This window comes from Pseudoalteromonas ardens, assembly GCF_030125445.1.
Classification (GTDB): Bacteria; Pseudomonadota; Gammaproteobacteria; order Enterobacterales; family Alteromonadaceae; genus Pseudoalteromonas; species Pseudoalteromonas ardens.
In genome coordinates this window covers 1,280,653-1,298,574 of record NZ_JASJUV010000002.1, presented here as the reverse complement: position 1 = coordinate 1,298,574, position 17,922 = coordinate 1,280,653, and the positions used below count along the sequence as shown (strand labels likewise).

At 48.1% G+C, this 17,922-nt stretch carries 16 protein-coding genes; 13 read left to right on the top strand and 3 right to left on the bottom strand.

Translation table 11 applies throughout. The annotated features are described in order from the left end of the window. Nucleotides 1-175: 175 nt before the first annotated feature. Nucleotides 176-574 (top strand): HIT domain-containing protein, encoded by a 399-nt coding sequence (locus tag QNM19_RS10740; protein ID WP_049865411.1) that lies wholly within the window; start codon nucleotides 176-178, stop codon nucleotides 572-574. Nucleotides 575-609: 35 nt separating this feature from the next. Here QNM19_RS10740 and QNM19_RS10735 read toward each other — a convergent pair whose 3' ends face one another. Beyond that, on the bottom strand, nucleotides 610-2,295 hold the full coding sequence (locus QNM19_RS10735) for a dipeptidyl-peptidase 3 family protein (RefSeq protein ID WP_049865412.1): 1,686 nt from the start codon (nucleotides 2,293-2,295) through the stop codon (nucleotides 610-612). A gap of 325 nt (nucleotides 2,296-2,620) precedes the next feature. Here QNM19_RS10735 and QNM19_RS10730 point away from each other — a divergent pair, with 325 nt between their 5' ends. Beyond that, entirely contained in the window at nucleotides 2,621-3,460 is an 840-nt protein-coding gene (locus QNM19_RS10730) for an HDOD domain-containing protein (protein WP_010382808.1), read from the top strand. Between the two features lie 45 nt (nucleotides 3,461-3,505). On the opposite strand, the gene rdgC is transcribed toward QNM19_RS10730, so the two are convergent. Together rdgC and QNM19_RS10720 are read right to left on the bottom strand one after the other, a co-directional pair. Next, on the bottom strand, nucleotides 3,506-4,414 hold the full coding sequence (rdgC, locus tag QNM19_RS10725; RefSeq protein ID WP_010382806.1) for a recombination-associated protein RdgC: 909 nt from the start codon (nucleotides 4,412-4,414) through the stop codon (nucleotides 3,506-3,508). Between the two features lie 104 nt (nucleotides 4,415-4,518). Beyond that, the gene (locus QNM19_RS10720; protein WP_049865146.1) at nucleotides 4,519-6,279 is read right to left on the bottom strand and encodes a sensor histidine kinase; all 1,761 of its coding nucleotides are present in this window, start codon (nucleotides 6,277-6,279) and stop codon (nucleotides 4,519-4,521) included. Between the two features lie 217 nt (nucleotides 6,280-6,496). Here QNM19_RS10720 and QNM19_RS10715 point away from each other — a divergent pair, with 217 nt between their 5' ends. The 11 genes from QNM19_RS10715 (at nucleotide 6,497) to nusB (ending at nucleotide 17,907) form a co-directional block, all read left to right on the top strand. Beyond that, nucleotides 6,497-6,862 carry a response regulator gene (locus QNM19_RS10715; protein ID WP_049865148.1) on the top strand — a complete coding sequence of 122 codons (366 nt, stop codon included), beginning with the start codon at nucleotides 6,497-6,499 and terminating at the stop codon, nucleotides 6,860-6,862. A 336-nt stretch (nucleotides 6,863-7,198) separates the two neighbouring features. Continuing rightward, the gene (gene thrA, locus QNM19_RS10710; protein ID WP_049865145.1) at nucleotides 7,199-9,616 is read left to right on the top strand and encodes a bifunctional aspartate kinase/homoserine dehydrogenase I; all 2,418 of its coding nucleotides are present in this window, start codon (nucleotides 7,199-7,201) and stop codon (nucleotides 9,614-9,616) included. A gap of 8 nt (nucleotides 9,617-9,624) precedes the next feature. After that, the gene (gene thrB / locus QNM19_RS10705; RefSeq protein ID WP_049865144.1) at nucleotides 9,625-10,563 is read left to right on the top strand and encodes a homoserine kinase; all 939 of its coding nucleotides are present in this window, start codon (nucleotides 9,625-9,627) and stop codon (nucleotides 10,561-10,563) included. 1 nt (nucleotide 10,564) lies between these two features. Then, on the top strand, nucleotides 10,565-11,851 hold the full coding sequence (gene thrC / locus QNM19_RS10700; RefSeq protein WP_049865143.1) for a threonine synthase: 1,287 nt from the start codon (nucleotides 10,565-10,567) through the stop codon (nucleotides 11,849-11,851). A gap of 255 nt (nucleotides 11,852-12,106) precedes the next feature. Beyond that, nucleotides 12,107-13,363, top strand: coding sequence for a serine hydroxymethyltransferase (gene glyA / locus QNM19_RS10695; protein WP_049865142.1), 1,257 nt, complete (start codon nucleotides 12,107-12,109; stop codon nucleotides 13,361-13,363). A gap of 166 nt (nucleotides 13,364-13,529) precedes the next feature. Beyond that, entirely contained in the window at nucleotides 13,530-13,982 is a 453-nt protein-coding gene (gene nrdR, locus QNM19_RS10690; RefSeq protein ID WP_010382799.1) for a transcriptional regulator NrdR, read from the top strand. Next, entirely contained in the window at nucleotides 13,979-15,097 is a 1,119-nt protein-coding gene (ribD, locus tag QNM19_RS10685; RefSeq protein ID WP_049865141.1) for a bifunctional diaminohydroxyphosphoribosylaminopyrimidine deaminase/5-amino-6-(5-phosphoribosylamino)uracil reductase RibD, read from the top strand. The genes nrdR and ribD overlap by 4 nt, the downstream gene beginning before the upstream one ends. 6 nt (nucleotides 15,098-15,103) lie before the next feature. Then, a complete protein-coding gene (locus QNM19_RS10680) occupies nucleotides 15,104-15,760 on the top strand; it encodes a riboflavin synthase (RefSeq protein WP_049865140.1) in 657 nt (218 codons plus the stop codon). Nucleotides 15,761-15,792: 32 nt separating this feature from the next. After that, nucleotides 15,793-16,905, top strand: coding sequence for a bifunctional 3,4-dihydroxy-2-butanone-4-phosphate synthase/GTP cyclohydrolase II (ribBA, locus tag QNM19_RS10675; protein ID WP_049865139.1), 1,113 nt, complete (start codon nucleotides 15,793-15,795; stop codon nucleotides 16,903-16,905). Nucleotides 16,906-17,020: 115 nt separating this feature from the next. Continuing rightward, nucleotides 17,021-17,485 carry a 6,7-dimethyl-8-ribityllumazine synthase gene (gene ribH, locus QNM19_RS10670; protein WP_010382793.1) on the top strand — a complete coding sequence of 155 codons (465 nt, stop codon included), beginning with the start codon at nucleotides 17,021-17,023 and terminating at the stop codon, nucleotides 17,483-17,485. An 11-nt stretch (nucleotides 17,486-17,496) separates the two neighbouring features. Continuing rightward, nucleotides 17,497-17,907, top strand: coding sequence for a transcription antitermination factor NusB (gene nusB, locus QNM19_RS10665; RefSeq protein WP_010382792.1), 411 nt, complete (start codon nucleotides 17,497-17,499; stop codon nucleotides 17,905-17,907). Nucleotides 17,908-17,922 lie beyond the last annotated feature (15 nt).

Here is a 17,922-nt window from a genome sequence, read left to right as displayed (position 1 = left end):
GTCACCTTTATAATTGTGTAATGTTGGATTGAGAACCCGATGTTAAAGACTGTAAATCGTGATGGCAAACAAATCCGATGGGTGTGATGGCAGACAAAAACGTCGCCCTATCGGGTCGATTTTATGTGGCAAGTTAGTTACAGTGAGCCCATCAATAATGAACTTGAAAAGACCAATGAACACATTTCAACTGGCGCCGGAACTGGTGCGTGATTGTATTGAACTGGCCGACTGGCCATTGTGTAAACTGCTATTGCTGAACGACAGTCAGTATCCCTGGTTTATACTGGTGCCACGTGTATCAGGCATGCGTGAGATCATTGATCTCAGTGCTGAGCAGCAACAGCTGTTTTGGCAGGAGTCTGCCCAGTTAAGTCACTTAATTAAAGCTGTTTTCAATCCACATAAGTTGAATGTGGCTGCCCTTGGAAACATGGTGCCCCAGCTGCACGTTCATCATATTGCGCGTTTTGAGCATGATGCAACCTGGCCAAAGCCTGTGTGGGGCCAACTGCCGCCAATCCCATACAGTGACCAGCAAATAGCCGAAATAAAACAGGCGCTGGATATCTAAGCGCCTGTTTATCTATCTGTTTGTGTATTGGGATTTTACAAGCCCAATACGGCTTTGCCTTGTTTAAAGGTAACATCAACCGGAATATTGGCTGCCGCCAGCTTGTCCAGATCGGCCTGAAGCTCTGCTTTAATATCGCCATGGGTGGCCAGTAACTGATCGACTTTTTGGTAGTCACCATCGCCTTGCAGGGTCAGGATCAGGTTAGACAGCTTTTCCATGGCTGCCCCCATCTTCGCCATATCCACAGCATAAAGGCCATTCGCATTTTTTGAAAATGCGCCTTCCTGTTTGAAGAAATTAAACCGGATCATGTTGGCTTTACCATGGGCACTGGATGCGCCAAAGCGCACAGAGCGGAAAATTCCGGCCATAAAGGTGACATAATAGTCTTCCAGCGTGCCTTCTGTGATCTCGCCTTTTTTCAGCAGTTGCTCAACCATATACAGACCCAGAATATCGGCTTTGCCTTCTTCCAGGGCGCTGGCATGCTCTTGCAGTGACTGACGCACCGTGCCTTTGCCTGTAATGGTGTTTTTAATCCCCAGGCCATGCGCCACTTCGTGGAACATGGTGTTGGCAAAAAAGGCATCAAAGGTAATATGTTTACGTTGTGCCGGGACAATCAACTGCTCAGCAATGGGCACCAGGATTTTGTCGAACTTGGCCTGCATCGCATTTTTTAACTGTAGACGACGTGTGCCCTTTTGGAGCTGAACTTCTTCATCGTTCGGCAGGTTAATGGCAATGGTTTTACTCCCTGCATTAGAATGGCCGGCATAGTAAATGACATCGTAGGCATTGAGGTCGGCATCTGAACCAGGCACTTCCTGCTTGTACTTTTCATCGACTGGTAACCCCTGCTGTAGTTCAGGCAGAAAAGCGGCAAATTTTGCCAGACGCTCACTCCAGGCCATGTCTTTGACCAGAACATAAGATTCGAACGCAGTACGATAACCAAAGAGCTGATCTTCGTAGGTTTCGATGGGACCAATCACCACGTCGATGGGGTTATTTTTCATATCCATCCAGGCGAAGTCAGAGGTTTGGTAACTGTTATTAACCAGCGCGTCTGCACGTAAATTTAAGTACTTGGAAAATTGTTTATCCACCGCCAGTTTGCTGGCATCACGCAATAGCTGAGCTGCTGTGTTTAATTCGTTCTGATAGGCTTCTGAGTAGGGGACACTATACAGCTGGCCTTGCACATCGCGTTTTATTAAAGAGTACAAACCCGCTTTATCTTTCACATCCGCCTGATTAAGTTCGTCTTTACTGATATCTCCAGGGTAGAACTCGGCGCCGGGGGCTTTAGCATTAAAGCCACTGAGGAATACTTTGTCACCATTCAGACGGTCCCAGGGACCATAGTTAATGTCAGCGAACTGGCGTACCTTCGGGTCCTGAATATTGGCCAGAAACTCCGATTTGTTCATGCCAAATGCTTGCTTCCAAAACAGATCATCCATGATTTTAGACGCGTCTATCAATAACCCGAGCATTTTTTTCTGGTTGTCATTGAGGTGTGACAGGTCGCTATTCAGGGTGACCTGGGTATAGATATCCAGTCGCTCTGGCGACAGGTCTTGTAGCTGGTAGCCGCTGTATGTCGTGCTCTGTTGTGCCTGGCTTTCAGTCTTGGGTTGCTGTGGCTCAGAACAGCCGCTGAGCAGCATGCCACAGGCCAGCATGACCGCCGTGGATAAGAGTGCGCGTTTCATCATTTTTCCTTCATTTGGAGTGTTAGTCGGACCTTTACTGTATAGAGGCCGCTCTGAACATAGCTGCCAGCAGGGATCCGTATTATTATTTCGGTGCTATACCTTACATGAATTGGCTGCAACTTGCTGCTGTTGTGGCACAAAGTCGCTGAATATTTTATTTTACTCAGCGCGTTGGAATTTTTTGTCTATCACGAATAATTTTTATACTTTTCTTAACTTACTCTTTAAGTTAGACAATACTAATAACATGAACAGCACATTGCCCAGCGCCACAGGCAATTGCTGCGCTCCAGAGGCCAATAAATTCGAGGATTGAACCAATATGTCTACTGAAAATGCCTTGTTGACGATTCTGATTGATAAAATAAACAACGATACCCTGGTACTACCTACCTTGCCTGAAATAGCTGTAAGGGTCAGGCAGGCTGCGGATGACCCGGAAGTTAACTTGATGCAAATGTCCGAGGTGATTTCTCATGATCCTGCATTGGCGGCACGTATGATTAAAGTGGCCAACAGCGCGTTTCTGGGCCGTACCGTAAAAGTTAACACTCTTAATCAGGCCGTCACCCGGATAGGTTTGCGTCAGGTCAAAAATGTTGCCACAGCAATGGCGATGGAGCAGCTGTTTGTCTCGCAAAATAAGCTGATCAAAACATATATGGATAAAGCCTGGCAGAAGACGCTGAAAGTGGCCTGTCAGGCCATCACCACGATGGACTTTTATCTGCGCATTAACAAGCATACATCGCTCAATAAAGACACCATTACGCTGGCGTCACTGGTATTCAATATCGGGGTACTTCCCATCCTGACTGAAGCTGAAAATCATCCCGAAGTATTCGCCAACCCGAGCTTTTTAGCGCATGCGATCCAAAAGCTCGGTGGTCGCATAGGGGGTGCAATTATGCGTGAGTGGGGGTTCACGGAAGAGTTTGTTGAAGTCGCTGAAAGCTGGGCTAATCCAAACTATAAACCCGGACATGTTTGTTACGTGGACTTTATCCGTGTCGGTGCCATTGTTGAAGGCATATTGCAAGTGTCTGATAAGGCCGCGGCACTGCATGTCTACGAAGAGAAGGGCGTGCTGGGCTCAGTGGATATGTTTTATGATGATGCCTATCAGGACATGCTGAACGATATTAAAGCGGCATTTTCGTAATTATGAAGTTGAAGTGGCGGAGCGTTTAGCCCCGCCTCTCAGTCGCTACAGGTCGTCCTGATCGCCGAGCCCTTGTGACAGCTCTTCGAGCAGCTCTTTGATTTCCTCAGAGACCAGGATAAAGTCTGCATCGAGCTTGACCGCCATGTCCTCTTTAGGGATGTCGGCATTTTGCTCTTTCAGTGTGTCGCTGAAACTCAGGCGCTTGATTGAACCATCATTTTGCAGGGTAAACTGCACGCGTTCACGCCAGTCCATACCCAGTTTAGTTACGCGCTTACCATGTTCCAGGTGCAATTTGATCTCATCGCCGGCCAGGTCATGCTGTTTAAGTTTAACCTGTGCACCATTGTCATCGGCTTCTTGTAATTCGGCATCAGAGCCGATTGCAAACCCTTCAGGGACTTCGAATTTGGTGAGCCAGTCAGTCAGGAACAGATCCAAATCATAATTTGCAAAGGCTGGGACGATAGGTAAGGTACCAAGGGATTTTCTCAATAACGCGGTTAGTTCTTCCGCTTTATTAAAGCTGGCGCTGTTGACGATTAACCAGCCATTTTTCTGGTCGATAAACGCAAATTGCAGGCTGGACTTTTTGAACGCCTGAGGCAACAAAGTTGCCGTGATATTTTCTTTAATTTCGTCTTTTTCTTTTTTCTTGACCGGACGATTCTCTTCTTGCTCGATCGACTCGATCTTTTCTGCAACCATTTCATTGATCACAGAGGCAGGCAGAACTTTTTCTTCCCGCTTGGCACAAACCAGAATACAGTGCTGAGAAAAGTGGCTCAGGGTCTGGCCATGTTTGCCTAGGGCTTTGGTCCAGCCAAAGGTGCTCATGTCCTGGCTACCGCACGGACGAAATACGTCGTGCTCCAGTGCTGCTTCAAAGTCTTCCTGAGCATAGGAGACGTCTTGTTTAAAACGGTAACAGATAAGATTGCTAAACCACATAGAACAGGTTCCGAAGAGTAAAATCGACCCGCATCATAGCAAACCGACATACCCTCGGGCAAAGGCTCAGCGCAGATATTTCGCCCTGTTGATACAGGCGTTCATTAACTGAACATTGCCACGTTCTTCTGTAGTTCTTTAGGGAACCTAATATAGTAGGTCAGCCCTCGTCCTTCTTCTGAATTAACTTCAATGTCGCCATTCAGGGTCTGCTTAACCAGGTTAAAGGTAATGTGTGTGCCTAGTCCGCTGCCGCCTTGCTCACGCTTGGTGGTGAAGAAAGGGTCAAACAGTTTTTCAAGCTGCGCTTTGCTAACGCCTTTACCATTGTCTTTGTAAACGATAAAGACGTCGTTATTTTCTTCTCTGATCTCGATGTCTATGGTGCCTTGCGCAACACCTTCAAAGCCATGGATCAGGGAATTCATAATCAGATTAGTGAAAATCTGACTGATGGCCCCTGCGGGCAGGTGCAGGGTTAATTCTTCCGGGCAGTCTACGTTGACAATGTGCGCGGTTTTTTTGAGTTTGGGGTGTAAAGAGCGGATCACTTCGCCCAGGTATTGTTTAAAGTTAATGGTGCGTACCGCTTCACTGGCCTGATCAACCGCAATTTGTTTAAAGCTGGCGACCAGCTCTGACGCCCGGTCGAGGTTGGTGGTCAGTAAGCTGGTGCTTTGTTTTGCTTCATTGATAAATTCTTCCAGTGCTTTGGGCGAAAGCGTTTTATCTTTATATGCAGTTTCCAGCCTTTGCAGGCGCTCTTCCAGGAATGAGGTTGCCGTAACGCCGATGCCGACTGGGGTATTGATGTCGTGGGTGATCCCCGCTACCAGGCCACCCAATGCTGCCATTTTTTCTGAACCAACCAGACGCTCCTGTGCCATGTTGAGTTCATCAACATACTTTTCCAGCTCTTTTTGCTTGGTCAGCAGTTCTTCTTCGGTCTGGCGTCTGAGGTCGATCTCTTCTGTCAGAGTCAACTTTTGCTTCTCCAGCTCATATTTTTGTTGTTGCAGGTCCATCATAGCCTGTGACAGGTTAGATGTTTTGCGTGCCACCTCTTGTTCTAACTGAATGTTGTGTTGGTCGAGTTTTTCATTACTAATTAACAACTCTTTTTGCGCCTGATCGAGTTTCTTTCGATAGTCAGCGATGCGATCTATGAGTTTGTTGAAGGCTTCTTCCATCACCTTGAGCTCGTTGCGCTCTGTGGTATCAATGTCTATTTTGTGGCCATCGACATTGTCGATTTCAAAATCGTCAATTTGCTCGGTCAGATCGGTGAGTGGTTCGGTGAGTAATTTTCTGAAAGCGAGCAAGAACAAGATAATCAAAAAGGTGGTTTTGACCATCGCATTACCAATCAGAAAGTAAATAGAGATCATAATGCGGCTAAATACGACTTCCCGGCTTGAAAACAGCGTTACATCGCCTACTTGCGTAGCTCTGCCGGAAAACTCGAAGATCAGTGGAAAGGTGTAGCCAAACAGACCTGACGGCGTATCCTCAATGAGTGCTTCTTCTTGCACGAGTTGTTGGCTGTATAGCTCATGAATGTTGAGCGAGCGCCCCAGCTGAGAAATGATCTCGCCGCTATCATCACGCACTATGATCCCTTCGATCATAGGTATGGCCAACAAGCCCTCAGCAGTGGTGACGGTTTGTTTGGTATTGAGCTCCCAGATAGCGCGAGTCAGGCTGCGACTGAAGGTTTTTTGCAGCATAGTTAACTCATTGCGAATATAGTCCTTAGTGTTGACATATTCGGCCACCACTTGTCCACAAGTCACGACAAAGGTGAGCAAAAAGTAAACCGACAAGACGTTTGTGAGCAGCTTCTTAGACAGACTTTTTTGCAGCATGAAGTGTTCTTTGCTCCTAACAACGAGTTTCCGCGCGCTTAATACACTTAAAGTTAGCCAATAAAGTGCTAAAAATAAATATTAATCTCAATCTGATATCGTGAGGAATTTGTTCCTCGTGCACTTACTGGATGGAGATTATTGTGTTATAAGTTTAACCACAACAATAACCTTTATCCCAAAACAGAACAATAAAGATTATTTGACAATTCACTCTATGAGCTACTCTGTATTAGTCTGTGACGATTCAGTCGTTGCCCGCAAACAAGTCATCCGTTGTCTCAATGGGATCATTGACGCTGACATTTGCCAAGCCTGTAACGGGCGTGAAGCACTGGAGGTGCTGGCTGAACGACATATCGATTTACTGTGCCTGGATCTGACCATGCCCGTGTTGGATGGTATTGGGGTGCTTGAAACGATCAAGCGTCAGGTGATTGAAACCTATGTCGTGGTTATTTCGGCGGACATTCAGGACGAAATGAAAACACGAGTTGCGAAGCTGGGGGCGCTTGAGTTTTTGGAAAAACCGGTGAAATCAGAATCCTTGCAGGCAACGCTCAGCAAGTTCGGTATCCGTTAATGTCGGGTTATTGCTACACGATCACTTCTACTACCCACTCCTATTCATGTTGCTTTGCTCATCAGATAATTCATTAATCTGACATAAAACTTGCGTGTTACTGTACACAACTTGAGTTTTTTGCATAGTTTTTTGCAGTACGAATTAGGTTTTTGTGCTTGACAGTTTATCGAATGTTCAGGCAGTCTAAAGTCTATGAACAAGATTATTAACACCACGACCATTATTACCACCACCATCCTAACGGGATAGTGGCATAGGTCTGTGCGTATTTGAAAAGGCCTGTGCTCACCGCGAGCACAGGCCTTTTTTGTTTTTGGAATGAGGAAAATAAACATGCAAGTATTGAAGTTTGGAGGATCATCGCTGGCCGATTACGACTGCCTGCAACGAGTTCGTGAGCTTATCCTGACGCAGGGCAACTATGAGGCCTTAGTGGTGCTGTCTGCTCCTGGGGGCGTCACAGATAAACTGGTTGAATTATGTGAACTGGCGCGTCAGGGGCAGAGTTTTAGTGAGCAATGGCAAGCCCTGACAGCACGCTTGAATGGCCTTAAAGTGCAGGTTGAAGCTGAATTTGGTGAAGTGGCACATTGGCCTGATTTTACCGCGCTGGCAGACAAACTGGCAGGCGTAAAACTACTTAAGCAATGCCCGGATGCGGTGCAAGCTTATGTGATCAGTTTTGGTGAGCGTGTGAGTGTGGCGCTGATGGTGGCGATGTTGAGTAAGCATAAAGCCCATTACCTTGATGCCACTGCTTGTATTGCGACGAATGACGCTTATCTGGATGCTGAAGCTTTGCTGGATGACAGCCGTGAGCGTTTTGCAGCGCAATTACAGGCTCAGCCGGCACAGTTTTACATCATGCCTGGTTTTACAGGCAGTAATAGCGCTGGTGAATTGACGACCCTCGGACGGAATGGGTCGGATTATTCAGCCGCTATTGCTGCTGCGTGCATTCAGGCCAAGGTTTGTCAGATCTGGACTGATGTCGATGGGGTATACAGTGCCGATCCCCGACTGATTAAAAAGGCCACCAAAGTGAACCGTCTGTCCTATAAAGAGGCGATGGAGCTGTCGTATTTTGGTGCCAAAGTTTTGCATCCTAAAACCATTTTGCCGTGTGCCAAAGCAGGTGTGCCATGCGAAATCAAAAATACCCATGCGCCTGAGCTACCGGGATCTGTGATTGCGGCACAAGGGGGAGGAGACGAGCCAGTTAAAGCGCTATCCAGTCTCGATAAGCTGGCAATGTTAACAGTCTCCGGACCGGGCATGAAAGGCAAAGTGGGTATGGCGGCCAGAGTATTCTCGGCGTTGGCCAAGGACAATGTTTCGATTGTTCTGATCACCCAGTCATCCTGTGAATTCAGTATCAGCTTCTGTGTTCATGAACAAGATTTGTCACTGGCATTGCAGGCACTGCAAACTGCTTTTGAACTGGAGATGCAAGCCCACCTGATCGAGCCAATCCAGGTACGTCGTTCGCTGGCGATTGTTACCCTGGTGGGTGATAACATGAAATCACACAAAGGTTTAGCCGCTAAGTTTTTTGCCTCTTTGGCACAGGCTCAGGTCAATATTGTGGCGATTGCTCAGGATTCTACCGAAAGTGCCATTTCTGCCGTGATCCAGGGCGAACTTTGTCAGGATGCGGTCAAGGTTTGCCATGAAAACTTTTTTACCCATATTCCCTCCATTGACGTGTTCTTGCTTGGCTGTGGCTTAGTGGGGACTGAACTGATCGCGCAGTTACAGCGCCAGCAAAGTTGGCTGGCGGAGCGTAACATCAAGCTCAACCTCTATGGGGTGGCGAATTCAAAACGCTGTTATCTGAATGAGCAAGGGGTGCCTTTTGAGCACTGGCAGCAGGTGCTGGCCGATGCGCAGCAAGGCTTTGAGCTGTCAGAGCTTGAGTCGTTTGTGCGCCGGAATCATCTGATTAATCCGGTGATTGTCGATTGCAGCTCGTCTCAACACCTGGCCGATCAGTATCATGACTTCCTGGCTGCGGGATTTCATGTTGTTGCTGCCAATAAAAAAGCCAATACCAGTGACTACGACTATTACCAGGCGCTCAAACAGGTTGCACAACAAAAGGGCCGACGCTTTTTATATGAAACCAATGTGGGGGCAGGGCTACCGGTACTTGACAACCTTCAGTTGTTATTTGGTGCAGGTGATGAGCTGTTGTCTTTCAGTGGCATTTTATCGGGCTCATTGTCTTATATCTTTGGCGAGCTGGAAGATGGCCTGAGTCTGTCCGAGGCCACTGCGAAAGCAAAACAAAGCGGCTTTACAGAGCCGGATCCGCGTGACGATCTATCGGGTACGGATGTGGCGCGCAAGCTCCTCATTATTGCCCGTGAATCCGGGTTAGCACTGGAGCTGTCTGATATCGAAGTGGAACCGGTTGTGCCAGCTGACTTTGCTGCGGGTAGCTCGGTAGATGAATTTATGGCGCAGCTGCATCAACAGGATGGCGCCTTTGCAGATCGCATTCAAAGTGCGGCGAGTGAAGGCAAAGTGCTGCGCTACGTGGGTAGTATTCAAGATGGTCGCTGTCGAGTGGGTATCGAGGCGGTAGAGCGCTCACATGCGTTGTCGGATATCCGAGATGGTGAAAATGCGCTTGCCATATTAAGCCAGTATTATCAGCCCAAACCATTTGTGATCCGTGGTTATGGTGCCGGAGCGGAAGTAACCGCGGCCGGGGTATTTGCTGATATCTTGAAAACCCTGACGCGCTAGGAGTGGTTATGAAACGATTTTATGCACCCGCATCCATCGGCAATTTTTGTGTCGGTTTTGATTCTCTGGGCGCTGCGATAGCCCCGCTTGATGGCACTTTACTGGGTGATGTAGTGAGTGCTGAGGCAGCCGAACAGGACAGCTTTGAATGTATTGGTCCTTATGCCGATAAATTACCGTCGAGAGCCGAGGAAAATCTGGCTTATCAATGCCTGGTCCATTTCAGGGAGCATGTCGCTGCGACTATGCCCGGGGTCAAGTTGACGCTGGAGAAACGCCTGCCAATTGGCTCAGGGCTCGGGTCTAGTGCCTGTTCAGTGGTCGCGACGTTCGCGGCGCTGGATGCCTTTGCACAGACTCAATTGTCTCAGACGCAGATGATTGAGCTGATGGCTGATTTTGAAGGTAAAGTCAGTGGCGGACGCCACTATGACAATATCACGCCTTGCTATTTGGGTGGGTTACAGCTGACAGCTGAGTTAATACCGGACAGAGCACTGAGTTTACCGAGTGATGACAACTGGCGACTGGTGGTCGCTTATCCTGGCTTTGCACTGAATACGGCGGCGGCCAGGGCTGTATTGCCACAACAGCTGGCGACACACGATGCGGTAGAATTTGCTCAGCGATTAAGCGCCTTTACGTTTCTTATGACTCAGCACCAATTTGATAAGGCTGTGGCCTTGATGCGTGATGAGATTGCCGAGCCATCCAGGGCACCCTTGATAAAAGGGTTTGCGGAGGCCAAACAAAGTTTGCCTGAATTAGGCGCACTCATGGTTAGCATTTCTGGCGCAGGACCAACCTTGTTAGCATTGTGCGACAATGATCAGGATGCACAGCGATGCCAGCTATGGCTACAACAGCACTATTTAAATGAACATGGCTTCAGCCACATTTGCCGAATAGACCCACAGGGTACAAGAGAAATAAAGGAAGGAGAGTAGAATGAAACTGGTGAATTTAAAAGATGATACTCAGACAGTATCCTTTATTGAAGCGGTTAAAACGGGTCTTGGCCGTAATCAGGGGGTGTTTTTCCCAACTGAGCTTGTGCCACTGACTGACGTTGATAGTTTGTTGGCACAACCGTTTGCACAGCGCAGTGCCGCGATTCTGAAACACCTCATTGGTGATGAGTTGCCGCTCGACTCACTACAGAGCATGTGTGAGCAGGCATTTGATTTTCCGGCTCAATTAGTACAAGTTGAAGAAAATAAATATTGCCTGGAGCTCTTTCATGGGCCAACGCTTGCCTTTAAAGACTTTGGCGGCCGGTTTATGGCGCAGTGTATTGGTGCATTTAGTCAGGGCGAGCGGGTGACCATATTGACTGCAACCAGTGGTGACACTGGTGCTGCGGTCGCACATGCGTTTTATCAAATGCCAGGCGTTGACGTGGTGATCCTGTATCCGCAGGGTAAAATTTCGCTGGCGCAACAAAAGCTGTTTACCACACTCGGAGAAAATATCCATTGTTACGCCGTTGAGGGCAGTTTCGATGACTGTCAGGCCCTGGTAAAACAGGCTTTCCTGGATGATGAGGTTAAGCAAACGCTGGGACTGAATTCAGCTAACTCAATCAACATCAGTCGCCTGCTGGCCCAAGTGTGTTATTACTTCGAGGCCTTTGCTCAGCTTACAGTCGCAGAGCGTGAGCAGGTTCATGTCTCCGTACCGAGCGGTAATTTCGGTAATGTGTGTGCGGCTATGATAGCCGCGGCGCTGGGACTGCCTGTGAAGCGCCTCAGTGCAACCACCAACCAGAATGACACTGTGCCTCGTTATCTGGATTCTGGTCAGTGGCAACCCAATGCGACTTTGGAATCTATTTCTAATGCGATGGATGTGAGTAAACCTAATAACTGGCCTCGCGTGGAATCTATGTTGGATAGTGGATACTTTCCAAAGTATGAGTTTTATTCACGTTCGGTATCGGAAGAGCGAACGCAGGAAGTCATGCGTCAGGTTGCAAAAGGAGGGTATGTGACAGAACCGCATACCGCCATCGCCTACGAAGGGCTTCAGCTGGATGGACAGCCGGAAGAAACCGGTATTTTCCTGGCGACGGCGCACCCTGCTAAATTCAGAGAAACAGTGGAAGCTGTGCTGGAACAGGCGATTGAGATGCCTGAGACACTGGCAAGTGCGCTGGAAAAGCCGTGTCTGGCAGAACCTTTGTCTGCGGATTACGCTGCACTCAAACAGGCTGTACTGACACGTTTAGTGCGTTAAAAGTTTGCTTGTTGTTTTGCTGGTGGCGCGGTAAGCCGCCAGCAAAGCGTATTTAGTAGATTTCAATTTGAAATATAAATACGCTTTTTAATAAAAAATATAAATGTTTAAATAAAAAAATATCATCCCCTAAACACTGTGAAATAAATTCAATCCTTGTTTAAATAGGCTCACACCGATTTCATAGGCAAATGGCCGCAATTTGCGTACAATCAAGCCTTCAAAAACCAATCTTACGTGTACCTAGGAGACACCATGTTAGAACGTAACATGAATATTGCAGATTTTGACCCTGAACTATTTCAAGCGATCCAGTCGGAAACTACCCGTCAGGAAGAGCACATTGAGCTTATCGCTTCTGAAAACTACTGTAGCCCACGCGTACTAGAGGCTCAGGGGTCGCAGTTAACTAACAAATATGCTGAAGGTTATCCGGGTAAGCGTTACTACGGTGGCTGTGAGCACGTTGACGTGGTTGAGCAGCTGGCGATTGACCGTGCTTGTGAATTGTTTGGTTGTGATTACGCAAACGTTCAGCCTCACGCGGGTTCTCAGGCTAACGCTGCGGTATTCCAGGCGCTGCTTCAGCCGCATGACACTGTACTGGGTATGAGCCTGGCGCATGGTGGTCACCTGACGCATGGTTCACACGTGAACTTTTCTGGTAAAACCTACAATGCCATTCAATATGGTCTGAATGAAGAAACGGGCGAAATTGATTACGCACAGGTTGAAGCGCTGGCATTAGAGCACAAGCCAAAAATGATCATCGGCGGTTTCTCTGCTTACTCAGGTATTGTTGACTGGGCTAAATTCCGTGAGATTGCTGATAAAGTAGGCGCTTACCTGCTGGTTGATATGGCACACGTAGCGGGTCTGGTTGCTGCGGGTATCTACCCAAGTCCAATTCCACACGCACACGTTGTGACAACGACTACACACAAAACACTGGCTGGTCCTCGCGGTGGTTTGATCTTGTCTGCATGTGGTGATGCGGATATCTACAAAAAACTGAACAGCGCGGTTTTCCCGGGTGGTCAGGGTGGTCCTTTATGTCACGTGATCGCAGCTAAAGCAGTTGCATTCAAAGAAGCGCTGCAAGAAGAGTTCAAAGCCTACCAGACACAAGTGGTTAAAAATGCACAAGCGATGGTCGCAGTACTTCAGGAGCGTGGTTATAAAGTGGTCTCTGGTAAGACAGACAACCACCTGTTCCTGCTTGATTTGATCGACAAAGACATCACAGGTAAAGATGCTGACGCTGCGCTAGGTCGTGCTAATATCACAGTGAACAAGAACTCTGTACCAAACGATCCTCGTTCTCCGTTTGTGACGTCTGGTCTGCGCATTGGTTCACCGGCTATCACGCGTCGTGGCTTTAAAGAAGCTGAAGCGGGCGAGCTGGCAGGCTGGATCTGTGACGTACTTGATAACATCGAAGATGATGCGGTACAGGCACAGGTAAAAGAAAAGGTTAAAGCAATCTGCGCTAAGCTACCTGTTTACGCGTAAAGCTGAAAGATTATCGAAATCGATAAGAAAAGGCCGCCTTAAGTGCGGCCTTTTTTATGTGCATCAAATGCTACTATCTTGATATACTGGCAGCAATTGGCTCAAAGTGCTATCTGAAATCAATGAAGCAGTTTGGGTTTTTGTCTGTTTTTCATAGTGAGCTTTTATGCACTGTCCATTTTGTACGGCAAAAGAAACCAAAGTGATTGATTCACGATTAGTTGGCTCGGGCCATCAGGTCCGCAGGCGACGCGAGTGTATTTTGTGTCATGAGCGTTTTACCACCTTTGAAGGTGCAGAGCTGGTTATGCCCAGGGTCATCAAGCAAGATGGCTCCAGAGAGCCATTTAACGAAGACAAGTTACAAAATGGTTTGCATCGCGCGCTGGAGAAGCGTCCGGTGAGCACCGAGCAGATTGAAGAAGTGGTTCATCAAATCAAGTCTCAGTTACGAGCGACTGGCGAGCGAGAGGTACCCAGCCAGCTTGTTGGTGAGTGTATTATGGAAGCATTGAAAAAACTCGACAAAGTCGCTTACGTGCGGTTTGCGTCGGTGTATCGCTGCTTTGAAGATGTGAAAGAGTTTGGCGAAGAAATTGCCCGACTGGGGGATGAATGAGTTTTACACAGGCCGATCATACCTATATGGCACGCGCCATTGAATTGGCTCAGCAAGGCCGTTTTACCACAACACCCAACCCAAATGTAGGCTGCGTGATCGTTAATAATGGTGAGATTGTCGGTGAAGGATTTCATTTGCGAGCCGGAGAGCCACATGCAGAAGTGCACGCCCTGCGTGAAGCGAAAGCGCGAGCTCGGGGTGCAACAGCCTATGTGACGCTTGAGCCCTGCAGCCATTACGGCCGTACTCCTCCGTGTGCAAAAGGCCTGATCGAAGCGGGTGTAAGCAAAGTCATTGCAGCTATGGTCGATCCTAACCCTGAAGTGGCCGGGCGGGGATTGGCGATGCTCAATGAGGCCGGGATAGACACAGCCTCCGGTTTGCTGGAGCAACAAGCCCGAGCACTGAACAAGGGGTTCTTAAAGCGCATGGAGCATGGCCTGCCTTTTGTTGTCTGTAAATTGGCTGCAAGCCTGGACGGTAAAACGGCACTGGGTAATGGTGAAAGTAAATGGATCACCGGGGAAGCGGCACGACGAGATGTTCAGCTTGGTCGGGCACAAAGCTGCGCAATTTTAACTGGCGCGGACACTGTGCTGGTCGACGATGCCCGGCTTAATGTGCGCGCACAGGAGCTTACGGACATCGAACGTCCTGTTGAGCAATGGCGACAACCGGTTCGGGTGATTATTGACTCGCAAAATCGTCTGCACCCGGAATTAGCGCTGTTTAAAATTCCATCGCCAGTCGTTATTTTGCGTTCAGACCTTGATAATCAGCACAACTGGCCACATTTCGTAGAGCAAATTAAAATTAATACCCATGCTGGTAAAATTGATTTGCATGCAGCGCTGAGCATGTTAGCTGAGCGTAATATCAATCAGATCTGGCTGGAAGCCGGTGCAACACTGGCAGGTGCGATGCATCAGCAAAACCTGATTGATGAGTATCTGATTTATCTGGCACCCAAAATTATTGGCACCGATGGCAAAGACTTGTTCAACAGCGCGCCGCTGGCGTCGATGAGCGAGATCACTGAACTACATATTGCTGAGGTCGTGTCGATTGGGACGGATATTCGCATCACGGCAAACAAACAACAAGGTAAGTAAGACATTATGTTTACAGGCATCATTGAAGCAACGGGCACATTGACAGAGCTAACGCTTAAACAAGGTGACCTCAGCGTCCGAGTTACCAGCACAAATCTGGATATGGATGATGTGCAACTGGGCGACAGTATTGCCACCAATGGGGTGTGTCTGACCGTTGTTGAGAAGTTTGCTGACGGCTTTCGTGCCGACGTCTCAAATGAAACGCTGAAGTTAACCCGTTTCGGTGAATATCGGGTTGGACAAAAAGTGAATCTGGAAAAAGCCTTGCAACCGATCTCTCGTCTTGGTGGCCACTTGGTATCTGGTCACGTCGACGGCATTGCTGAGGTCGTCGCCGTGCAGCCCAATGCACGCGCTACAGATTATTGGCTCAAAGCGCCAGCACAATTAATGAAGTACATACCCTATAAAGGCTCCGTGGCCATTGATGGCATAAGCCTGACGGTAAATGACCTGGATGGTGACAAATTCAAGTTGACGATAGTGCCACACACCGCACAGGAAACTACCATTGTCGACTTTAAGGTGGGAACCTTACTCAACCTGGAAGTGGATCAGATAGCACGTTATCTGGAAAGGTTGATCCAGGGTGAACCGGTTGCCACGCAGCAATCAACTCTCACATCTAGCTTGCTCGCCAAAGCTGGGTTTATTAAATAACTTGCCAATTACGACTTACTAACGGAAAGATTATGAGCTTAAACAGCGCACAAGAAATCATCGACGACATCAAAGCCGGTAAGATGGTCATTCTGATGGATGATGAAGACCGGGAAAATGAAGGCGATCTGATCATTGCGGCAGAGCATATCACGCCAGAAGCAATTAACTTTATGGCGACCTATGGCCGTGGCCTGATCTGTCTGACAATGACGCAGGAGCGTTGCCAACAGCTTGACTTACCGCTGATGGTTAAAAATAACGGCGCTCAGTTTTCAACCAACTTCACCATGTCGATAGAAGCTGCAAAAGGGGTGACAACGGGTATTTCAGCGGCTGATCGTGCCCGTACCGTGCAGGCCGCAGTAGCCAAAGGTGCGGTGCCCGAAGACATTGTGCAGCCAGGTCATATCTTTCCAATTATGGCACAGCCTGGCGGCGTTTTGACTCGTGCCGGTCACACTGAAGCAGGTTGTGATTTAGCGCGCTTAGCCGGTCTTGAAGCATCTTCTGTGATCGTTGAGATCCTTAATCCGGATGGCACCATGGCGAGACGCCCTGAGCTGGAAGTATTTGCGAAAGAGCATGACATTAAAATTGGCACCATTGCTGATTTAATCGAATATCGTAACCTCAATGAGACCACGATTGAAAAGGTCGCCCAGTGTAAGCTTCCGACTGAGTACGGCGAGTTTGACCTGGTTACTTACAAAGACACCATAGATAACCAGCTGCACTATGCGTTGCTTAAAGGCGAAGTCAGTGCAGATGAGGCAACATTAGTTCGGGTGCATTTACAGAGTACATTCAATGATACGCTGCTTTCTGATCGCAGTGCCGATCGTAGCTGGACCTTGCATGGAGCGATGAAATACATCGCCGATAATGAAGGTGTGTTAGTTATCCTGGGCAAACAAGAGAAAACCGAAGATCTGGAACAGCTGGTCAAGGCATTTGCAGCAGAAGACGCCGGAGAGAAGCCGAACTATCGCAAATTCCAGGGCACTTCCAGAACCGTTGGTGTTGGTTCACAAATTCTCGCTGATCTGGGGATCAGCAAAATGCGCCTGATGAGCTTACCGAAAAAATATCACGCCCTGTCAGGTTTCCACTTAGAAGTCGTCGATTACGTCGAACCTCAATAATTTACGAATAGCAGCACGAGCGCCGGTTGGGATTTCCCTGTAGGCGTTTCGTCTTTTTCTATGCTATTATGCGCCTCAATTTGGCAATTGCTTATACTAGATTAGGAATCATCTAATGAAAATCATCGAAGGTAATAAATACGCACCAGGCAAGAAATTTGCCATTGTCATCTCCCGTTTTAACGACTTTATCGGCAGCAGCCTGTTAGAAGGCGCGGTTGATGAGTTAAAGCGCACAGGTGGCGTAAAGGATGAAGACATCACAGTTGTGTATGTACCGGGTGCGGTAGAATTACCTTTGGCGGCAAAACGTGTTGCAATGAAGAAAGAACACGATGCCATCATTGCATTAGGTGTCATCATCCGTGGTGGTACGCCTCATTTCGACCTGGTTGCAAATGAGTCTAACAAAGGCCTGGCGAGCGTGTCTCTGGACTACGATATCCCGGTTGCCTTTGGTGTGTTGACCACCGAAAGTATTGAGCAGGCCATCGAACGTGCGGGAACCAAAATGGGCAATAAGGGTGGCGAAGCCGCGCTTGGTGCACTAGAAATGGTGAACGTGCTAGAGCAAATTTAAGAGGAATCTCAGTGAAACCAGCAGCTAGACGTAAGGCGCGTGTCCTTGCCCTTCAGGCAGTATATTCTTGGCAGCTAAGTGGCAACCCCATTGCTGATATCGAGCAGCAAATGCTGATCGAAAACGATGTTTCAAAGGTTGATGTAGAGTACTTCAAGGATCTGGCTCGTGGTGTTGCAGTGAACTGCAAGCAGCTAGATGAATTGATGACGCCGCATTTATCTCGTCCATTTGATGACCTGGATATGGTTGAAAAAGCCGTATTACGCGTCAGCATTTACGAGTTAAAATTCCGCGAAGACGTCCCTTATAAAGTCGCCATTAACGAAGGGATTGAGCTGGCGAAAATGTTTGGTGCCGAAGACAGTCACAAATTTGTCAACGGCGTACTGGACAAAGCGGTTAAGATAATCCGCAAGTAATCGAGACCGTGAGGA

Excerpts from the sequence above, each read along its gene's own strand:
- QNM19_RS10740 (WP_049865411.1), top strand. The coding sequence starts at position 176 with ATGAACACATTTCAACTGGCGCCGGAACTGGTGCGTGATTGTATTGAA.
- QNM19_RS10735 (WP_049865412.1), bottom strand. The coding sequence starts at position 2,295 with ATGAAACGCGCACTCTTATCCACGGCGGTCATGCTGGCCTGTGGCATG.
- QNM19_RS10730 (WP_010382808.1), top strand. The coding sequence starts at position 2,621 with ATGTCTACTGAAAATGCCTTGTTGACGATTCTGATTGATAAAATAAAC.
- rdgC (WP_010382806.1), bottom strand. The coding sequence starts at position 4,414 with ATGTGGTTTAGCAATCTTATCTGTTACCGTTTTAAACAAGACGTCTCC.
- QNM19_RS10720 (WP_049865146.1), bottom strand. The coding sequence starts at position 6,279 with ATGCTGCAAAAAAGTCTGTCTAAGAAGCTGCTCACAAACGTCTTGTCG.
- QNM19_RS10715 (WP_049865148.1), top strand. The coding sequence starts at position 6,497 with ATGAGCTACTCTGTATTAGTCTGTGACGATTCAGTCGTTGCCCGCAAA.
- thrA (WP_049865145.1), top strand. The coding sequence starts at position 7,199 with ATGCAAGTATTGAAGTTTGGAGGATCATCGCTGGCCGATTACGACTGC.
- thrB (WP_049865144.1), top strand. The coding sequence starts at position 9,625 with ATGAAACGATTTTATGCACCCGCATCCATCGGCAATTTTTGTGTCGGT.
- thrC (WP_049865143.1), top strand. The coding sequence starts at position 10,565 with ATGAAACTGGTGAATTTAAAAGATGATACTCAGACAGTATCCTTTATT.
- glyA (WP_049865142.1), top strand. The coding sequence starts at position 12,107 with ATGTTAGAACGTAACATGAATATTGCAGATTTTGACCCTGAACTATTT.
- nrdR (WP_010382799.1), top strand. The coding sequence starts at position 13,530 with ATGCACTGTCCATTTTGTACGGCAAAAGAAACCAAAGTGATTGATTCA.
- ribD (WP_049865141.1), top strand. The coding sequence starts at position 13,979 with ATGAGTTTTACACAGGCCGATCATACCTATATGGCACGCGCCATTGAA.
- QNM19_RS10680 (WP_049865140.1), top strand. The coding sequence starts at position 15,104 with ATGTTTACAGGCATCATTGAAGCAACGGGCACATTGACAGAGCTAACG.
- ribBA (WP_049865139.1), top strand. The coding sequence starts at position 15,793 with ATGAGCTTAAACAGCGCACAAGAAATCATCGACGACATCAAAGCCGGT.
- ribH (WP_010382793.1), top strand. The coding sequence starts at position 17,021 with ATGAAAATCATCGAAGGTAATAAATACGCACCAGGCAAGAAATTTGCC.